Consider the following 16,753-nt stretch of genomic DNA (forward strand, 5'->3'; position numbering starts at 1 on the left):
ATGGGTTTTCCCGTCTCCGAAAGGGCCAGATGGTCGTCTGACAGCCCCGACGCGGATGCGTTGGAGCCCGCACGCACACCGACGGACCTTCGCCACCGTGGCAATGGAGGCCGGCGTACTCGAGGAGATCGTCGGCCGGCTGCTCAACCACACGCCCCTCTCGATCACCGGGCAAAGGTATGCCAAGCCATCATTGGATGCATTGCGGCCGGCGATGGAGAAGGCGTGCGAGGAACTCCGAAACAGGACATCAGCAAGGATATGAATCCGAACACCGACGAAGAGCAAACGTCCGACAAGGCGGAATGGATCAAGATCCTGCGACAGCATTTCCCCAACCAGGAAAATGGGACGAGGAGTTCATCGATGTCAGCGCGGGGTGCAACCGCGGTCCGAGTGCCCTCCGCACGGCAGATCGGATCAAGCGGCTCTTCGCCATCCTGGAAGAATTCGGGTAGCTTCAAAGGGTGACGGGAGTTCACCTGGTCACGGGGCGACGGAACCGCAGCGCCTTTCGCGTTATCCGCGACTAGTGGCAAGATGCGCCGCGCAGAAGGACCTGAAGCCGTTCGGCAAATCCTACCAAATGCCGAACGGCTCTTCCCGCCACCCGACATTTCCACCGGTCCCGTCGGACATTCGCAACATTCGCAGGGTTCGCAAGCGCTTCATCTCGACCACCAGCTCTCGACACGGAAAAAGACCACTTCGAGGAGTGCGCAGCCATCATAGAATACGAGGGAGGTCTCGACCGAGCCGCTGCCAAAGCCTCCGCCCTCCTCTCAGTTCTCGCCTGCAGGCGACAATAGTAGACGCGCAGCGTTTGGTCGGCTTTGCCGACTTACCGGACCTTAGCCGCAAGCGCGAAATCTCAACCGATGCGCGCGCAGCATTCGTAAGGAAGGGCGGTCAGCAGGCTTTCTCTGCAGGCGCAAATGCTGAGCTTGAGAGACTGGTAGCGGACGTTGAACGTCATCGCTTAAATGGAGTTGCGTGAGTGTGCTCCGAACTTGCAGTCACGATAAACTACAGTTCGGATCTAGGGCTATGCGGCTGAGTGCGGACCTGTCGAGATGTGGTGCCCAATCCCCAATCACAGGTTGCGAGTTCGTGCCGGCGGAAGTCCCCAGGCGAACATCCGCGGCGTCTTGGCTGGGTGTCAGAGAAGCTAATCTACTCTGTGCGAAATTTCCGGGTGGTATGCCGCCACGACCTTGCGAGCAGCAGCCGCCGCCCCGAACCCGTTGCCGATATTCACGGTGACGATCCCGGGCGCGCAGCTTGCCAGGGCGGAATTCAGCGCTGCGCTCCCTCTTTCTGATACGCCATATCCGACCGGTGCTGGGACCGCGATGACCAGCCCGGGCACGAGCCCGGCAATGGCAGAGAACAGCGCTCCCTCCATCCCGGCAACGACGATCAATACACGAAATCGGGACAGCTCTTCCGCAACGGACATCAGCCGCCAGAGCCCGGCCACGCCGACGTCCGCGTAAACGGGTGCGTCGATGCCGTGGAAAGCCAGCGTACGGCGTGCTTCCTCGATCACAGGCAGGTCCGAGGTTCCGGCGCAGACAAGAGCGATGTCCTCCGATGGCTCCCCTGCCGCGGGAAGCCCCCCCAGGATCGCGGTGCGCGACAGCGCGCAGTAGTCCAGCTCGAACTCGCCCCCGAGCGCCTCCAATGCCTCCGCCGACAACCGCGTCAGCAAGAGTTGCGCGCCGCGCGCCTGTGCGGTGGCGAGGATATGGCGGATCTGCTCCGCGGACTTGCCGTCGCAGAACACGCATTCGTGGACGCCCGTGCGGGCTCCGCGCTCCCAGTCGAAGCGCAGCGGGTTATAGGGCGGGAGGCGTTCAGAGGTCATGGCGGAAGGCCGAGCCGCGACGGTAATCGGCAACCTGCAACAGGCGGCGGCCGGAAGCGGCACAAAGCCGCTTGGCCCGCTCTCGGAAAATCCGGCGTTCTTCGTCTGTCCGCGTGTTCCAGTCCGAAAGCTCGACCCGCACACCGGCCGGCAGAACCCGAACCCGAAGTGTCGCGGCTCCAGAGTGCGGCGTCAGCGCGGCTTCCGTGAGCTCGACGAACCTGAGATCCTCTGGTTCCACCCGGAGCCCGGTCTCAATCCGGCTGGCAAGGCATGGCTGCGCCGGCAACTCGCTGATGTCGTCGAGGCCGAACTGCCGGGCCATCGCCCGGACATCGGCCTTGGTGCAGGCAGCCTCGATGAACGGGTGGCGTACCCCCATCTCGCGCGCGGCCTCGAGCCCCGGCCGATAGTCCCCCAGATCGTCGAGATTTGCGCCAGACGCGACCGGGCCGGAAACGGTCTGCCGGATTCGCGTATAGAGGTTCGACTTGCAGAAATAGCAACGGTTCACCGGGTTGCGCAGGTAATCGGAGTCGGCAAACTCGCCAGCGTCCAGCACGCGGAGCCGCCATCCGAAGCGGTCGGCATGCGCCCGCACGCGCGCTGTAGCAGCCGTCGGCACCGCCGGCGACACCGCATGGCAGATATCGACCCCATCACGCTCCGTCAGCCGAAGCGCGGCATGTGCCAGCGTCATGCTGTCCACCCCGCCGCTGACCGCCAGCACGAGCCTGTCATGGCGCGCCAGCACAGCCTTCAGCCGCGCCATCGGGTTGTCGCCGGGGCGGCTCATGACGAGAACACCTCCACCAGAAAGAGCGAAATCGACGGAAAGACGATGACCGGAATCAAGAGCAGGATCAGGATGGCGATGAACGGCCATGTCTCCTTGAGGATGGCGCTGTAGGGTGCTCCAGAGACCTGCTGCACGATGAAGAGGTTAAGCCCGAAGGGTGGCGTCAGCAATCCGATCATCAACGTCAGCACAGTGACGATTCCGAAATGGATCACATCGACACCTGCGGCGACCGCCACCGGCAGGAAGACGGGCACCGCAATTGCGAGGATCGCGATCAGTTCCATGAACATTCCCATGATCAGGAGCACGATCGCGATGATTATCAGGAGCCAGGTCGGATCGGAGGTCACCGTCATGAGCATACCCTGCACCGCCTGCGGGATCTGTTGAGTTGAGACGAGCCATCCGTAGATGTTTGCAGAGGCGACGATGAGCATGATCGTCGCCGTGGACCGGGCGCCAAGGCGAATGCTCTCGATGAAATCGCGGATCCGCATTGTGCGGTGTACCACGATACCGAGAAAGAGCGAATAGAGCACGGCGGCGGCGGCGGCCTCTGTCGGGCTCATGATGCCGCCCCAGATTCCACCAAGGATGATCACCGGCAGAAGGAGCGAGGGGAACGCTTCGATGAAAGCGCTAAAGATTGCCGGCAGGCCGGCGAATGCCTCGTCCCTTGGGAAATTGCGCCGTTTCGCAATCACGGCGATATAAGCCATCATGGCGAGCCCCATCAGGATGCCGGGAACAAAACCGGCCAAGAAGAGATCGCCGATTGGTGCACCCGAAATCACGCCGAAGAGAACGATAGGCACGGAGGGTGGAATGATCGGACCGATCGTCGAAGAGGCGGCGGTCACCGCGGCGGCGAAACCGTTGTCATAGCCGGCCTTCTTCATCGCCCGGATTTCGATGGCGCCGAGACCGGCAGCATCGGCCACCGCCGATCCGGACATTCCGGAGAAAAGCATCGAGGCGGCGATGTTGACATGTCCGAGGCCACCCCGAATGCGACCGAGAATGGTATTTGCAAGCCGGAAGATCCGTTCCGTGGCACCCGAATTGTTCATGATCTCGGCAGCGAGAATGAAAAGCGGGATCGCCAGAAGTGGGAAACTGTCGAGGGCGTTCGCCAGCCGCTGAGCGACGATCAGCAACGGCAGTTTCCCCTCGTAGAGGATCAACGCCAGGCTCGACAGAAGGAGCGAGAATGCAACCGGCATTCCGAGCAGAAGCAACCCGAACAAGCCGCCGACGAGGATGAAAGTGGCCATCAGTTGGAATCCGATTTGTCTTTGTTGTCATCGGCAAAGGGCGGATAGGGGCTGGTTCTGGCGATGCAGGCGATGAAATTGATTGCCGTCGCGACAATCATCAGCAACGAACCGACCAGGACCGGATAGTACATCCAGGCCGTTGACAGACGGGTTGCCGGGCGCTGCATGTTCTCGACCACGGGGATGATCTTCCAGGCCCCCACGGCGATAATGGCGAGGACGGCGATGCATAGCACCATGCGGCCCAGATCCAGGAGCCTGTCGATCTCGCCGGGTAGGCGGAACGTGTCCTTCAGGTCCACTGCGATATGGGTGTGGCGTACGGAAGTTTCCGCGGCACCGATGAACACGAGGTAGAGAAAGAACAGCCTTGCCAGTTCATCGGACCAGGAGAGCGAGTTTCCCGTAAAGACCCGCGCCGCGATCTGAGCACCGATCACCGCGAGGATGGCGAAGAGAGCGATCCCCGCAACGAGGATCGCTCCGCGCGCAATAGTATTGGCTATCGCGTTCATCCGAGCTTAGTTCCAGCCGGCTTTCAGTTCTTCGACCAGGTCCGGAGAGTAGCCCACCTTCGTGCTCAACTCATCAAAGATCGCCCTGAACTGCTCCTGCCAGGCCGCCTTGTCGACGTCGAGGATGGTCACGCCTTCCTCAGCCATCTTGGCTTCCGCTTCCTCGATCTGGACCGCCACCTGCTCATTGTGCCAGGGCGCAATCTCCATTGCCGCGGCGACCAGCGCGTCGCGCTGCTCGTCGGTCAGGGACTGATACACCGCTTCGGAGATCATCACGCCGGTTTCTTCGTAGTTGTGGTTGGTCCGGGTGAGGTTCTTGGCGATGGTGTGGTACTTATTGGCATAGAGCCAATTTGATGCCTGCTCGGTCGCTTCCACGATACCTTGCTGAAGCCCGGTGAAGGTTTCCGAGAGCGGCATCGGCGTCGCCGCCGCGCCAGGAAGCTGGAAGTTCACGATCCAGGATTCCTGTGGAGGAACGCGAATTTTCAAGCCCTGCAGATCGTCGATGGTTTCCACCGGCCGGGTCGAGATGAAGTTTCGCGGGCCGCGATCCCAGTTGCGCACCAGCACGCGGATACCGTGTTCGGCGGCCAGCCGGTCGGCCATCTTCTGGTAGCTCTCACCCTCGTGGAAGGCGCGGGCATGGTCCTGATCGTTGAACAGATAGAGCGTGCCGGTGACCCAGAAATCAGTATCGAAGGCGCCGAGCCACGTGGTGGCGCCGACGAACATCTCGATGGTGCCAAGTTTCATGCCTGAGAGCATGTCGTTGGCGAATCCGAGCTGCGCAGCCGGGTAGACCTCCATCTTGATCTCGCCGCCGGTCAGTTCGGCCACTTTCTCGGCCATCCGCTCTGTCGCAACCACGTCGATATGGGCCGGTGGGTCTATCAGGCCGACCTTTAGTACGGTCTCGGCGAGAGCCGGGCTTGCGACCCCAAGGCACAACGTTGCGCCTATCGCGAGATTGCCGACCTTGCTGTGAAAAACCTTGCTGTGAAAAACCATGTCTTCCTCCTCCATTGAAGTTTGGTCCACCTAATCGTCCGTCAGCGGCCTCCTCCGGGCTTGATCGGACCAGTGCTTCCCCGGATCACCAGATCGGCGTCGAGACAATAATTCCGGGTGGGACTGCCCAGTGGCTCCATCGCGGTCTGTGCAGCGATCTGGCCGATCTTGTAGGCGTCCACCCGGATCGTGGTCAGTGGCGGCTCCTGGTAGCTGGCGACTTCCATGTCGTCGAAACCAGCCACTGAAACGTCGCCCGGCACGGAAAGCCCCATCGATCGCGCCGCCTTGAGCGCTCCGATAGCCAAAAGATCCGACGCCGCGAAAACGGCCGTGGGACGATCCTCAGTCCGCATCAACCGGTCCATGGCTTCGCGCCCTTCCAGCAGGCCCGGCGATCGCTCCTTGACGATGTCCGCGTCGAACGGAATGCCCGCGCGTTCCAGCGCGATGCGATACCCTTCCAGCCGATGCCGGGCACGGGCGATCTTCGAGAAGGGCCCCACGATCAAACCGATACGCCGGTGACCGAGCTCGATGAGATACTCGGTCATTCTGCGCGCGGCTTCCATGTTGTCGAACCCGACATAACTCGCCGTCATATCCGGCTTGGGCAATTCCCAGACCACGACGATCCGGACTCGCGCCTCCCGCGCCAATTGCTCGACCCGCTCTTCCAGCCCGTAAGTAACGCCGGTCAGAATCAGTGCATGCACCCGCCGTTGCAGCAATGACTCGATCAGGGCTTCCTCTCCGTCGGCATCGTAATGCGTCGCAGCCTGGAGTACGGAATAACCTCCACCAACGGTCATGGTCTGTATGCCATGCAGGGTCTCGCCGAAAAGTGCGTTGCTGGCGGTCGGCACCAGCACGCCAAGGACGGTCGATCGCCCCCGGAGAATGTCTCCGGCCGTTGCGTTATAGACGTATCCGAGCTCCTCGGTTGCCTTCCTGACGCGCTCAACCGTTGATGCAGAGACCTTGTCTGGGCTGTGCATCGCCCGCGAGACCGTGGCCAGCGAAACATTCGCCTTCTGTGCAACTTCGCGCATGTTCAGCTTGGATTTCAAGACCTGCTCCCGAAACTATTTTCATTCTATATCAGGCAGCCCAGAATCTGGAAGCACTATTTATTATTTTATAATATGCACTTAATTGGAGGCCCGCGCAACCTATAGACAGAAGCCGCAGGGGCGTGGCAAAATAATGTAACAAGTTTCATTTCGATTCGGCGCGAGGAGGCGCGGGACAATGCAAGACGTACTCCTGGACTATGGTGATACGAAGATGCCAGTCGAGCTGCCGGACAGCGCGACGATTGTCCTCTACGGGAAAACCTACACGGACCCGCCCAGTGTCGACCCGATCGCAGCGACCCGCGCCGCGCTGGCGGCCCCGGGAGAGTTGCCTCCACTGGCAGACCAGGCCGGTCCCGACAAGAAGATCGTCATCGCATTTCCCGATCGGGTAAAGGGGGGAGCCCATGCGCTAGCGCACCGGAAAGTCTCGATCCCACTTGTAGTCGAAGAACTGCTCAAGGGCGGCGCCCGGATCGAGAACATCACTCTTGTCTGTGCGATGGGCCTGCACCGCAAGAATACGGTGGAGGAGTGGCGCGATTACCTTGGCAATGAGATTGTCAACGAGTTCTGGCCGGACCGCTTGGTCAACCACGACGCCGAAGACCCGAAGCAGGTCCATCTCGGCAACGACGAGATGGGCAACCATGTCGAATGCAATCACCTCGTCGCAGCCGCCGACATTGCCATCGTGATAGGCCATTGTGCCGGAAACCCCTATGGCGGCTTCTCCGGCGGTCACAAGATGGTGGCGACCGGGATCACAGGCTGGCGCTCCATCGCCTCGCATCATACGCCTAAGACGATGCATCGCGACGACTGGCTCGGCGGCTCACCGAAAGGCAAGATGCGCGACCAGTTCAAGTCCATCGCCAAGGCGATCGAAGCTGGCATAGGCAAGCGCTTCTTCGCGGTCGATGCTGTCATCGGCCAGTTTGCTGATGTTCTTGCAGTACATGCGGGTTCACTTGACTACGTCGAGGAGAAGTGTTGGCCGCTCGCCGCCGAGCGTACCAATGTGTCGCTGGATATGGACGGCCCGGCCGACATCCTTGTTGTCGGTGTGCCGCGCAACTTCCACTATGGCCCCGGCATGGGCACTAATCCCTGCCTGATGGGGCTTGGCCTCGGTGGCCAACTTTCGCGATGCTGGAACGCACTCCGGCCCGACCCGGTCCTGATCGCGGTCTCGGTTTGCGACGGCTGGTTCAACAAGGCTTGGTTCCCCTCCTACGAGGAGACCTATCAACAGCTTCAGAAATATGCTCGCATTGAGGATTACCTGGCCTCGGACGATGCGCGCGAAATGGCAATGCACCCGGAATACCGCTACGCATATTCCAACTTCTACGCGTATCACCCGTTCCACGCCATGTCGATGTTGTCGGGCGGGGCGATCCCCTCGAAGCGCTGCCAGAAGGTGCTGATTGCCGGCGCGAAGAAGCCGGAATACGCGCGCGGAATCGGGCTGACCACGGTCCCGACTTTTGAGGACGCCATGCGGGACGCAGAACGCTATGTTGGCAAGAATCCCCGCATTCTCTGCACGCCGGAATGCTTCTCCGGCGGCGCGGCGCCGCATTTGCATCTCAAGGAGGGCTGATGATGGCAAACGTCACCATTGTCGGCTTTGGGGTAATGGGCCGCGCGGCCGGGCGGCTTCTCCTCGATGCGGGGCATGCGTTGCGGATCAGCGACCCTGCGCCGGCATCGCTGGCCGCTGCCGCCGACATGAGCGTCGAAGCCGTTTCGCTTAGCGCGGTTGCCGACCGGCCCGGTCTGGTGTTGCTTTTCCTGCCGGGCCCGGACCAGATCCGTCAGGTCGTCTCCGGTGCGGGCGGACTGCTGGCGACGGCGAAGGCTCCAATCACCATCGTGGATCATTCCACCGCGAATCCCGAGGTCGCACGTGACATGGCCGAACTCGCCAAGGCACGGGGCCATCACTGGATCGACGCGCCGGTCCTAGGCCGCCCGCAAGTCGCGGGAAAGTGGACCCTGCCCATCGGGCAGACAGAGGGAGCTCTTGATTCAGCACGCCCGATCCTTGAGTGCTACGCCGCGAACCTCTTCGAGATCGGGGGGGCGGGGTCTGGCCATGTTGTCAAGTTGCTGAACCAGATGATGTTTGGTGCGATCAATGCGATGACAGCCGAGATGATGGCTGTAGCGGAACGGCTCGGCGTGGCGCCGGCACGGCTCTACGAGATCATGATGGCCTCCAATGCCGCCACCGTCAGCAATCTCTACCGTGAACTAGGGAAGCGTGTGTCAGAGGATCGCTACGACGAGGCCACATTCAGCATGCGGTTGCTGGAGAAGGACGTCCGTCTCGGCTTAGAGATGGCCCGCGCCGCCGGTCTGGAGCCAAAGGTCGGGGCCAGTGTCGCCGCGCTGAACGAGGCCGCGCTGGCGGCTGGCCACGGCGATGAAGACACCGCCGTGCTCTGGAAGGTTGTCGCCAGTGACGGGTGATCGCCTCCATTTGCATCTCGACCCGATGGGCGGCATCGCCGGCGACATGATGCTGGCGGCCCTGCTCGACGCTTTCCCGGACCTGGAACAGCCGGTCGCTGACCTGGCCGCCACGATCGGCCCCGGTATCTCGTTCAAGCTGACGGAGGCGCGCGACAAGGGGTTGCGGGGTCGTAGGATAGCCTTCGACCTGCCGACGACCGAACGCGGACCGCGGCATCTGCCGGACTACAGGGCGCTACTCCAAGCCACCGCTCCCGATGCCGGCGTCGCAGTCCGCGCGCTCGACATTCTTGACCGGCTGGCGCAGGCCGAGGCAACTGTCCATGGCGTCCCGCTCGACAAGGTGCATTTCCACGAGATCTCGAATTGGGATTCCATAGCCGACATCCTGCTGACGTCTTTCGTTCTGGAGCGGATTGGGATCGTCAGCGCCTCCACCTCGCCAATCCCTCTCGGGTCTGGTCAGATCGAGACTGAACACGGCACGATGCCGGTCCCGGCGCCGGCGACTCTCGAACTCCTTCGCGGGCGCGACGCGATTGACGACGGACGCCAAGGCGAAAGGGTCACACCGACGGGCGCGGCAATACTGGCTCATCTCGAGCCTGCTTCTCGGCAGCCGCTCGGGCAAATGCGCTTGCAAAAGGCCGGATACGGGCTCGGGAATCGCTCCCTTGACGGCATGGCGAACTGCCTGCGCCTGTCGTTCTTCCAACTGGATGCGTTGCAACCGGAGCGGGACAGGGTGGCCATTCTCACCTTCCATATCGACGACCAGATACCGGAAGACCTCGCCGTGGCGCTCGATCGGCTGAGGGGCCGGCCTGATGTTCTGGAAGTGCTGCAATTTACCGTTCAAGGCAAGAAGGGACGAACGGCCTTCCGCTTGGAGGTCATTTGTCACGAAGAGGCCGCGGATGCCGTAGCGCATGCCTGTTTTGGTGAGACGACGACGATCGGGATGCGCCTGCATCGCGAAGACCGACTCCTGCTTCCTCGGCGAGAAGTGACGGTCGAGAGCAATGGCCAAAGAATCCGCGCAAAGTTGAGTGTCCGTCCGAATGGTACGACGATTGTCAAACCAGAGAACGACGACCTCGCCCAGGCCGGCGAAAATGACGACCGAAGTCGCATCCGTCTGGATGTTGCGAATGCCCTCTCCGGTCGCGGGATGGGCGAGGCATGACTTAGCTTGCTCATGACGACCAGCACATCCCTGGCCGAATTATTGGAGTGCGGGAACTACGCTGTCACAAAGAAATCCACCGATCGAAACAAATGACGGAGCCAAATGATGAAAATGCTTGGTGCCCTTCTGGTCCCGCTGTCTGCCTTGCCCGCCGTGGCGCATGATGGCGGTTCGATTGCCCATGTTCACCCCCACGGGATGGAGGTTTTTGCCGTCGCTGCGGTCGGTCTGGCATTTGCCGGATTTGTCGCTTGGAAGGCAAGGAACCGGTAGCGATCCCTACTTCGAGTTCGATCTCGAAATGACAAATGTTGTCTTTGGATTGGCTTTCCGTCCAAGCAGGTTACCCTATCAACCTCCAGAGACGCCTCAAGTATCTGGAGGCGGAACCGAAAATGTCCGGATTGGCGTTCTGCACTGCAGAATTCCTAGTTTCATGTATTCGGCTGCTTCGGGCCGTTCACGAGGGCCGGAAACCATGCTGCGCCTGCGAAGGGCCGTGCCCGGCCAACGACAGGAATGCGCAGGGAGCAGAAGTAGCAAGCCCAACGCCCTGTCGACTGCTGCCTCAGCCATGAAGCACTTTCCGGTGCGATGCCATGAGCGCGGCTGTGAGGCCCTCCGAGAGATCGCTTGTTCGCCACAGCGCAAGCCCAGGCACTCCGCGTGTTCGCAGTGTTCGCAGTGTTCGCAGACGCTTCATACGGATCTCAGTTTCGTCGCGCCCAGACAAAACTCCGTCGAAGCGCAGGTGGCTTTCTGAACTTCGACCCAGGTTTGCATGGATCATCCGCTCAACGGCGCGCCTTCCTGATTGAACCCACCACCGAGGCTCGATCTGGAGGTCTATCCGTACCTGCGACGCGCCGAAGTGCAGACGACGTCGGCGACCAATCTATGTTCCCGAAGGACCTCGCACTTGAACTCGGCGCGCGTGTGTTCCAAGCGGACGTTGAAACCTTGCGAAAAGAAACTGACGACCAGACCGCTGGGAGTCCGAGGACGACACACATTGAGCCAGAGACCATGAACACGACGGACAAGAAGCAGCGCGAAGCCATCAAGTTTCTGAAGGATCACTTTCCCGACAGGGAGCCGTGGGATGGAGACGTAGAGTTCTTCCTGACCAGGGAATTTCTGCTTGCAGGAAATCTCTCGGCAACGGTGTCGCTGAAAGAGGAGACTGAGAAGCTCGATCGGTTCGGCAAGGCCATCTCGGACGCGTGGTCGATCTACTCCAGCATGTCTCTCCGGACGAAGACGGCTATGACCAAGGTACCTTCATCGTCCGACAGGTCTGCGCGGGAAGGCGTCCCGGATCGCACACCCGTGGAACTGCGCAAGCCTGGCTATGAGAGCACTCGAGAGAACCTGCTGCGGGAGTTGATCTCGCTCCATCGGGCGGTGCTCGGATACAACCCCCGCAACTACCAGGATCTGGAAGGCACCTCTCGAGATCCTGGAATGATCAAGACCGCGAAACTTGAACTGGCCAAACTCCTCGACCTGAATCCTCAGGCCAGGGCAAACGAACATGACCAGAAGATCCATTTCGCCGATGCTGCAAGGCGCCTCTGGAAGCGCTACACTGGCAACGAGGCGCCGTTGAAATCGGACGGCCCCTTTCTGAAATTCCTGGATGATCTTGTTGTGTTTGCCGGCGTCCATGACGCGCCGGGTTGGTCGTCGGAGTCGATAATGTCGGCATGGGAAAAGTCAAAACGTCAATAGAATCAATGTCAAGGTGCGCTCGGGCAAATAGATTGGAGGCTGCGTAAAGTGCCACGTTGGCCGTAGCGGGGCAATTTGAGACTACCACGACGCAAGAGGTAGTTTCATGATCGAGCAACCCAATCTCCCCGACCCGCAGGTATACCTCCGCCCCTCGGAGGCCTCACGGTACATCGGGATCTCGACCTCCAAGCTGGCGAAGCTTCGGCTTCGACACAATCGTTCCGAGGGTCCAGCCTTCGTCAAGCTCTCCGGCTGCGTTCTCTATCGCCGCCAGGACCTCGACGAATGGCTCAGCCGGAATCTCGTCAAGGCCTAGGCACCCGGAGCCCAAGCTCGGTTTCGTTCGGGCTTGGCGCAGCTCCAGCAGGCAGAAATCTCACGATCGAATGGTGATGCAATGACAGTGATCAACACTGGCAAATGGACAGACCTGTCCGACATAGACGCAAACGATGCACCCACGCCCCTCATCAAACCGCTTCCACAGGCAACCGAGGTTCCAATTGCAGACCTTGGTCCTCTCATCGAGCCACTCAAGGCAATCGAAACCCTGACACAGGCGCCGTTTGCGATCATTCTCAATGCCGTCCTCGGCTCCATCAGTGTCGTTGCACAGCCTCATGCCAATGTACGGACCCTCGCGGGAAGCACATCCCCGATCAGCCTCTTCTGCCTGAGCATCGCGCGCTCAGGTGAACGAAAGACGCAAGTGGACAGCCTTGCGACAGCCCCGATCAGGGAATACGAGGCACCACGAATGATCCGCTACCAGCGGGACTGGCAGTCCTATGAAGAGCAGCTGAGATCTGGTCATGCCCCGGGCGATTCCGGCGCCGTCATCGAGGACCCTGACCAGGAAGATCGCCCCTGCCGGGACGTTTCCGAACCACCCGTGAGCCCCCAGATCCTCTTCGAGGACACTACGATCGAGGGCAAGATCAAGCATTTCCAGAATGGTCGCCCATCGACCGGGATCTTCACCGACGAGGGCGGGATCATCTTTGGCGGATACTCCATGAATGCGACCAACAAGGACAAGACCGCCGCCCTGCTTTCCAAGCTCTGGGACGGCAAGGCACTCAAGAAGAACACTGCTGGCGGCCAACCGATCTTTCTTCCAAACAGGCGCGTCTCTGCGCACATCGCGGTTCAGCCGGCCATCGCGAGGAAGCTCCTGTCCGACGAGACCCTTCAGGACCAGGGGATCTTTGCCAGGTATCTCCTCGCTTTTCCCGACACGAAACAGGGCCAACGCTTCATTCGAATGGACATGGCCACAATCGACGCACGACGAAAGGCCGAGGCGTGCCTCGAAGCGTTCGGCAAGCGTTTGACTGCGCTTCTGGAAAGGAAATTGCCAACGGTCGACGGGGATGCGCTTCAGCTGAAGCCGCGAACGCTGGAGATGGAAGATGCAGCCTTCCAGGACCTCCGCGACTTCTACAACGTCACCGAGGAGGCCCAACAGGACGGAGAGCGTTTCGCGGACATCCGCGCGCATGCATCGAAGGCACCCGAGCAGGCCGCCCGGATCGCCGGCGTGATTGCTCTCTTCGAAGACCCCGATGCAACCGTCGTGTCGAGACGACAGATGTCGGTCGCGATTACCCTCGCAAACTTCTACCTCGAGGAGGCCTTGCGCGTGCTGGTTACGGGCACCGTGCCCAAGAACGTCGAGGAAGCGGAAACCCTGCGCCTATGGCTCCGGGACAAATGGGACGAGGAGTTCATCGATGTCAGCGCAGCATGCAACCGCGGTCCGGGTTCCCTCCGCACGGCAGATCGGATCAAGCGGCTCTTCGCGGTCCTGGAAGAATTCGGGTGGCTTCAAAGGGTGACGGGAGTTCACCTGGTCATGGGGCGACGGAGCCGAAGCGCCTTTCGCGTCATCCGCGGCTAGCAGCAAGATGCACCGCGCAGAAGGACTTGAAGCCGTTCGGCAGATCCTGCGGAACGCCGAACGGCTCTTCCCGCCACCCGACATTCCCACGGATCCCGTCGGACATTCGCAACATTCGCAGGGTTCGCAAGCGTTTCATCCCGACCACCAGCTCTCGGACACGGAAAGGGACCACTTCGAGGAGCGTGCCGCGATCATGGAATACGAGGGAGGTCTCGACCGAGCCGCCGGCGAAGCCCTCGCCCTCCTCTCAGTCCTCGCCTGCAGAAGACGAAACTAGAGATGCAGCGTTTGGTCTGCTTCGCCGACTGAGCGGAGATCTGAGTCAATCCGTCAGATTGCCGGTCCGGACCCGAAGCGGACACGGGCGCTACTTTGTGGTAAGCTCTTCCAACGGCGTGAAAGACGCGCAAAAAAACAACATGAACCGGAGATCGCTATGCTCAAGATTGCCGATCGCTCCGATGAAGATGAGGTGCTGGCCGGACTAACATTGGGCTTCTCCGCGGATCCGTTCATGCGCTGGCTCTACCCAAAACCGGATGCATTCTTGCAGCATTTTCCCCGTGTAATGAGTTTTTTCGGCGGACGTGCTCTCGACCATGGAGCCGCATATCGAAACGAGGATTGCACCGCGGCCGTCCTGTGGCTTCCGCCTGATGTGCATCCGGACGAGGACAACCTTTTGGCGTGTTTCGAGGAAACCGTCTCCCCGGAAAAACACGCCGCACTCTTCGCGACCTTCGAACAAATGGACAGGTTTCACCCGAGCGATCCGTGCTGGCACCTGGCATTCATCGCCGTCGATCCTTCAAGCCAGGGCAAGGGCTTGGGGTCTTCCCTTTTGAAGAAATCGCTTGAGCAATGCGACACCGACCAAAGACCGGCCTATCTGGAATCCACGAACCCAGCAAACCTGTCGCTTTATCGGCGTTTCGGGTTCGAGCAGATTGGGTTGATTGAAACAGATGAGGCGCCCCCCTTGTTTCCAATGCTCCGTGCTCCCGTTTGAACCGTGGTTTATCCAGCAGCCTAGCCCCCAGAAGCGGAACTCGCTTGAAGGCGACCGAATGGGAACGACTGGCAGGAAGCATCGGTGCAGCGGTCGTCGAACCCCTCTGCGGGGCGCAACTCTAGTGCTCTGGCATGATTCAATTCATCGACACGGTTTCGCCCAGTCCGCCATCGCCTTAGACGGGCCGGGCGATGTCGCCACCCACCTACTCGATCGTGATGTCGCCAGAGATCGTATTGGTGAACTTCCCGGTTTCGGGGTCCGTCAGAGAGGAGAAGGTGCCGCCACCGCTGGCGCCGGCCCACGCGCCTGATCCTCCGGACACCGACCAATCGCCGGTCAATGCGCCGTCGGCCCCCATGGCCATTGCCTTCCAGACCATGACTGCTTTATCACCGGAGGCCGTTTCGTAGACGCAATTGCCCCCTCCCGAAACTTCGGTCCCCTTGATTTCAAAAGTACCGAAACACGGGCCGCTTGCCCCTTCAAGCGGATGCCCCGCTGCGACCTCGAACATCTCGTAGCTCCCTGTGGTGCGAACAACGATGTGTCCCTCGGCAATTGGAATCGGTTCACTCGAGCTTGTGCCGGTGCCAACCGCTCCGCTGCTGAACGTTTCGGCAAAAGCCGGACTGGCTACCAAGATCACCGCAATAATCAAAAACCGCATGGCAAGTTCCTTCCTGAAATGGTCGGCCCGGTTCCCGTGTTTGGGACCAAGCCTGTGAGGCAAGTTAGTGCGAAACGGCGCCAAATGGAAGAAAGCGGACTTACGCCCGATACGGGTCTGTGGTCGCTCTGCGCAGGAATGAGACTTTGCGTTCACCGGCCGCCGGCAGGTCATATCCAACACATCAAAGAGATCGCTGGGGGGGGCGAAACTCCCTCGCATGTCGGAGGGACCGGGGGGCCAAGAAACGCGACGTCGAACCGGATCTTGGCAATTCAGACCGCGCTGTGATCTACTCGATTCGAGCCATCGGGGGAGGGACCTGAATGAGCCTAGAGGTCATCGGTGCCGGTTTCGGACGCACGGGTACGGAATCCATGAAACTGGCGCTCGAGAAGCTAGGGTTCGGACCTTGCTATCACATGCGCGAAGTTATCAGCCGCGACCGCATCGACCTGTGGTGCGATGCCGCGTCTGGCCGACTTCCGAACTGGGACGAAGCCTTCGCAGGTTATCGTGCGACGGTCGATTGGCCTGCCGCGCGGTTCTGGCGCGAGATTGCCATGCACTATCAGCAGGCGAAAGTCCTGCTGACGGTTCGCAGCGCCGAATCCTGGTATGCCAGCATGCAGAAGACGATCCTGCGCGTTCTGCGCGAAAAACCCGATCCGAACCCCGTCGCCATTCCGCTGATTCGTGACGGCGTTTTCAAAGGCAACATCACGGACAAGGATCACATGATCGCGGCCTACGAACGCAATACCGCGGAGGTGCAGGCCGCGTTCGGGGCCGACAGACTTCTGACATACGAACTCGGCGAGGGATGGACCCGCCTGTGTGATTTCCTTGGCTGCGACGTGCCGGACGAACCGTTCCCCCGTTCGAACGAAGCCGACGATTTCATGGAAACCAACGCCCGACTAGATAGCCTGCGCAGGGGAGGAGAACCAGCCTAGCGCCGGAGGCGGGCGCATGCGGCTCCGGAAATGCGGGTCAAGACCTGCACCGGCAGAGTGTGAATTCGCGCTCTTTCCCGCACACCGGACCTTTGCCCGAAACCGACCAACGGCAGCACTGCGCAGTTCACTGCCGTTCGCGCTGGCGCGGGAGGTCCGGTCGCCGCCGACCTGGATCGAAAGGTTAGTTTGCCGAAATTTTGTTGAAAAACTTTGCTTGTTTGGTGGTGTGACCGCTGATTCAATTTCTTCAGCGA

Annotated in this window: 15 protein-coding genes and 1 pseudogene; 9 read left to right on the forward strand and 7 right to left on the reverse strand. The window is 60.6% G+C overall.

What is annotated here, in order from left to right:
* A pseudogene (locus ACFQ2S_RS13495) lies at positions 1 to 265 on the forward strand (tyrosine-type recombinase/integrase); the annotation flags it as partial.
* Between the two features lie 903 nt (positions 266 to 1,168).
* On the opposite strand, the gene larB reads toward ACFQ2S_RS13495, so the two are convergent.
* The 6 genes from larB to ACFQ2S_RS13525 are packed head-to-tail and all read right to left on the reverse strand — an operon-like array spanning position 1,169 to position 6,545.
* The gene (gene larB / locus ACFQ2S_RS13500; protein WP_386075197.1) at positions 1,169 to 1,867 is read right to left on the reverse strand and encodes a nickel pincer cofactor biosynthesis protein LarB; all 699 of its coding nucleotides are present in this window, start codon (positions 1,865 to 1,867) and stop codon (positions 1,169 to 1,171) included.
* Positions 1,857 to 2,663, reverse strand: a complete 807-nt coding sequence (locus ACFQ2S_RS13505) for an adenine nucleotide alpha hydrolase (RefSeq protein ID WP_386075198.1) — start codon at positions 2,661 to 2,663, stop codon at positions 1,857 to 1,859. Before ACFQ2S_RS13505 ends, larB begins: the two co-directional genes overlap by 11 nt.
* A complete protein-coding gene (locus tag ACFQ2S_RS13510; RefSeq protein ID WP_386075200.1) occupies positions 2,660 to 3,943 on the reverse strand; it encodes a TRAP transporter large permease in 1,284 nt (427 codons plus the stop codon). Before ACFQ2S_RS13510 ends, ACFQ2S_RS13505 begins: the two co-directional genes overlap by 4 nt.
* Positions 3,943 to 4,461 (reverse strand): TRAP transporter small permease, encoded by a 519-nt coding sequence (locus ACFQ2S_RS13515; RefSeq protein WP_386075201.1) that lies wholly within the window; start codon positions 4,459 to 4,461, stop codon positions 3,943 to 3,945. The genes ACFQ2S_RS13510 and ACFQ2S_RS13515 overlap by 1 nt, the downstream gene beginning before the upstream one ends.
* Before the next feature lie 6 nt (positions 4,462 to 4,467).
* Positions 4,468 to 5,475, reverse strand: coding sequence for a TRAP transporter substrate-binding protein (locus tag ACFQ2S_RS13520; RefSeq protein WP_386075202.1), 1,008 nt, complete (start codon positions 5,473 to 5,475; stop codon positions 4,468 to 4,470).
* 41 nt (positions 5,476 to 5,516) lie between these two features.
* A complete protein-coding gene (locus ACFQ2S_RS13525) occupies positions 5,517 to 6,545 on the reverse strand; it encodes a LacI family DNA-binding transcriptional regulator (protein WP_386075203.1) in 1,029 nt (342 codons plus the stop codon).
* 181 nt (positions 6,546 to 6,726) lie between these two features.
* Here ACFQ2S_RS13525 and ACFQ2S_RS13530 point away from each other — a divergent pair, with 181 nt between their 5' ends.
* From ACFQ2S_RS13530 to ACFQ2S_RS13560, 7 genes are all read left to right on the forward strand, one after another.
* Positions 6,727 to 8,157 carry a lactate racemase domain-containing protein gene (locus tag ACFQ2S_RS13530; protein ID WP_386075205.1) on the forward strand — a complete coding sequence of 477 codons (1,431 nt, stop codon included), beginning with the start codon at positions 6,727 to 6,729 and terminating at the stop codon, positions 8,155 to 8,157.
* Positions 8,158 to 8,159: 2 nt separating this feature from the next.
* Complete coding sequence (locus ACFQ2S_RS13535; RefSeq protein WP_386075207.1) at positions 8,160 to 9,029, forward strand: NAD(P)-dependent oxidoreductase; 870 nt, start codon at positions 8,160 to 8,162, stop codon at positions 9,027 to 9,029.
* Entirely contained in the window at positions 9,019 to 10,218 is a 1,200-nt protein-coding gene (locus ACFQ2S_RS13540; protein ID WP_386075208.1) for a LarC family nickel insertion protein, read from the forward strand. Before ACFQ2S_RS13535 ends, ACFQ2S_RS13540 begins: the two co-directional genes overlap by 11 nt.
* 900 nt (positions 10,219 to 11,118) lie before the next feature.
* Positions 11,119 to 11,952 carry a hypothetical protein gene (locus ACFQ2S_RS13545; RefSeq protein ID WP_386075210.1) on the forward strand — a complete coding sequence of 278 codons (834 nt, stop codon included), beginning with the start codon at positions 11,119 to 11,121 and terminating at the stop codon, positions 11,950 to 11,952.
* Positions 11,953 to 12,058: 106 nt separating this feature from the next.
* On the forward strand, positions 12,059 to 12,271 hold the full coding sequence (locus ACFQ2S_RS13550; RefSeq protein WP_386075211.1) for a helix-turn-helix transcriptional regulator: 213 nt from the start codon (positions 12,059 to 12,061) through the stop codon (positions 12,269 to 12,271).
* Positions 12,272 to 12,352: 81 nt separating this feature from the next.
* Entirely contained in the window at positions 12,353 to 13,855 is a 1,503-nt protein-coding gene (locus ACFQ2S_RS13555; RefSeq protein ID WP_386075213.1) for a YfjI family protein, read from the forward strand.
* Between the two features lie 439 nt (positions 13,856 to 14,294).
* Entirely contained in the window at positions 14,295 to 14,867 is a 573-nt protein-coding gene (locus ACFQ2S_RS13560; RefSeq protein ID WP_386075214.1) for a GNAT family N-acetyltransferase, read from the forward strand.
* 208 nt (positions 14,868 to 15,075) lie between these two features.
* Here the strand turns inward: ACFQ2S_RS13560 and ACFQ2S_RS13565 are convergent, their stop codons facing one another.
* Positions 15,076 to 15,540, reverse strand: coding sequence for a hypothetical protein (locus ACFQ2S_RS13565; protein WP_386075216.1), 465 nt, complete (start codon positions 15,538 to 15,540; stop codon positions 15,076 to 15,078).
* 326 nt (positions 15,541 to 15,866) lie between these two features.
* On the opposite strand from ACFQ2S_RS13565, the gene ACFQ2S_RS13570 reads away from it, so the two are divergent.
* Complete coding sequence (locus tag ACFQ2S_RS13570) at positions 15,867 to 16,496, forward strand: sulfotransferase family protein (protein ID WP_089234485.1); 630 nt, start codon at positions 15,867 to 15,869, stop codon at positions 16,494 to 16,496.
* Positions 16,497 to 16,753: the final 257 nt, after the last annotated feature.

It is taken from the genome of Tropicimonas aquimaris (genome assembly GCF_042676185.1).
Lineage (GTDB): Bacteria > Pseudomonadota > Alphaproteobacteria > Rhodobacterales > Rhodobacteraceae > Tropicimonas > Tropicimonas aquimaris.

Excerpts from the sequence above, each read along its gene's own strand:
- larB (WP_386075197.1), bottom strand. The coding sequence starts at position 1,867 with ATGACCTCTGAACGCCTCCCGCCCTATAACCCGCTGCGCTTCGACTGG.
- ACFQ2S_RS13505 (WP_386075198.1), bottom strand. The coding sequence starts at position 2,663 with ATGAGCCGCCCCGGCGACAACCCGATGGCGCGGCTGAAGGCTGTGCTG.
- ACFQ2S_RS13510 (WP_386075200.1), bottom strand. The coding sequence starts at position 3,943 with ATGGCCACTTTCATCCTCGTCGGCGGCTTGTTCGGGTTGCTTCTGCTC.
- ACFQ2S_RS13515 (WP_386075201.1), bottom strand. The coding sequence starts at position 4,461 with ATGAACGCGATAGCCAATACTATTGCGCGCGGAGCGATCCTCGTTGCG.
- ACFQ2S_RS13520 (WP_386075202.1), bottom strand. The coding sequence starts at position 5,475 with ATGGTTTTTCACAGCAAGGTTTTTCACAGCAAGGTCGGCAATCTCGCG.
- ACFQ2S_RS13530 (WP_386075205.1), top strand. The coding sequence starts at position 6,727 with ATGCAAGACGTACTCCTGGACTATGGTGATACGAAGATGCCAGTCGAG.
- ACFQ2S_RS13535 (WP_386075207.1), top strand. The coding sequence starts at position 8,160 with ATGGCAAACGTCACCATTGTCGGCTTTGGGGTAATGGGCCGCGCGGCC.
- ACFQ2S_RS13545 (WP_386075210.1), top strand. The coding sequence starts at position 11,119 with ATGTTCCCGAAGGACCTCGCACTTGAACTCGGCGCGCGTGTGTTCCAA.
- ACFQ2S_RS13550 (WP_386075211.1), top strand. The coding sequence starts at position 12,059 with ATGATCGAGCAACCCAATCTCCCCGACCCGCAGGTATACCTCCGCCCC.
- ACFQ2S_RS13555 (WP_386075213.1), top strand. The coding sequence starts at position 12,353 with ATGACAGTGATCAACACTGGCAAATGGACAGACCTGTCCGACATAGAC.
- ACFQ2S_RS13560 (WP_386075214.1), top strand. The coding sequence starts at position 14,295 with ATGCTCAAGATTGCCGATCGCTCCGATGAAGATGAGGTGCTGGCCGGA.
- ACFQ2S_RS13565 (WP_386075216.1), bottom strand. The coding sequence starts at position 15,540 with ATGCGGTTTTTGATTATTGCGGTGATCTTGGTAGCCAGTCCGGCTTTT.
- ACFQ2S_RS13570 (WP_089234485.1), top strand. The coding sequence starts at position 15,867 with ATGAGCCTAGAGGTCATCGGTGCCGGTTTCGGACGCACGGGTACGGAA.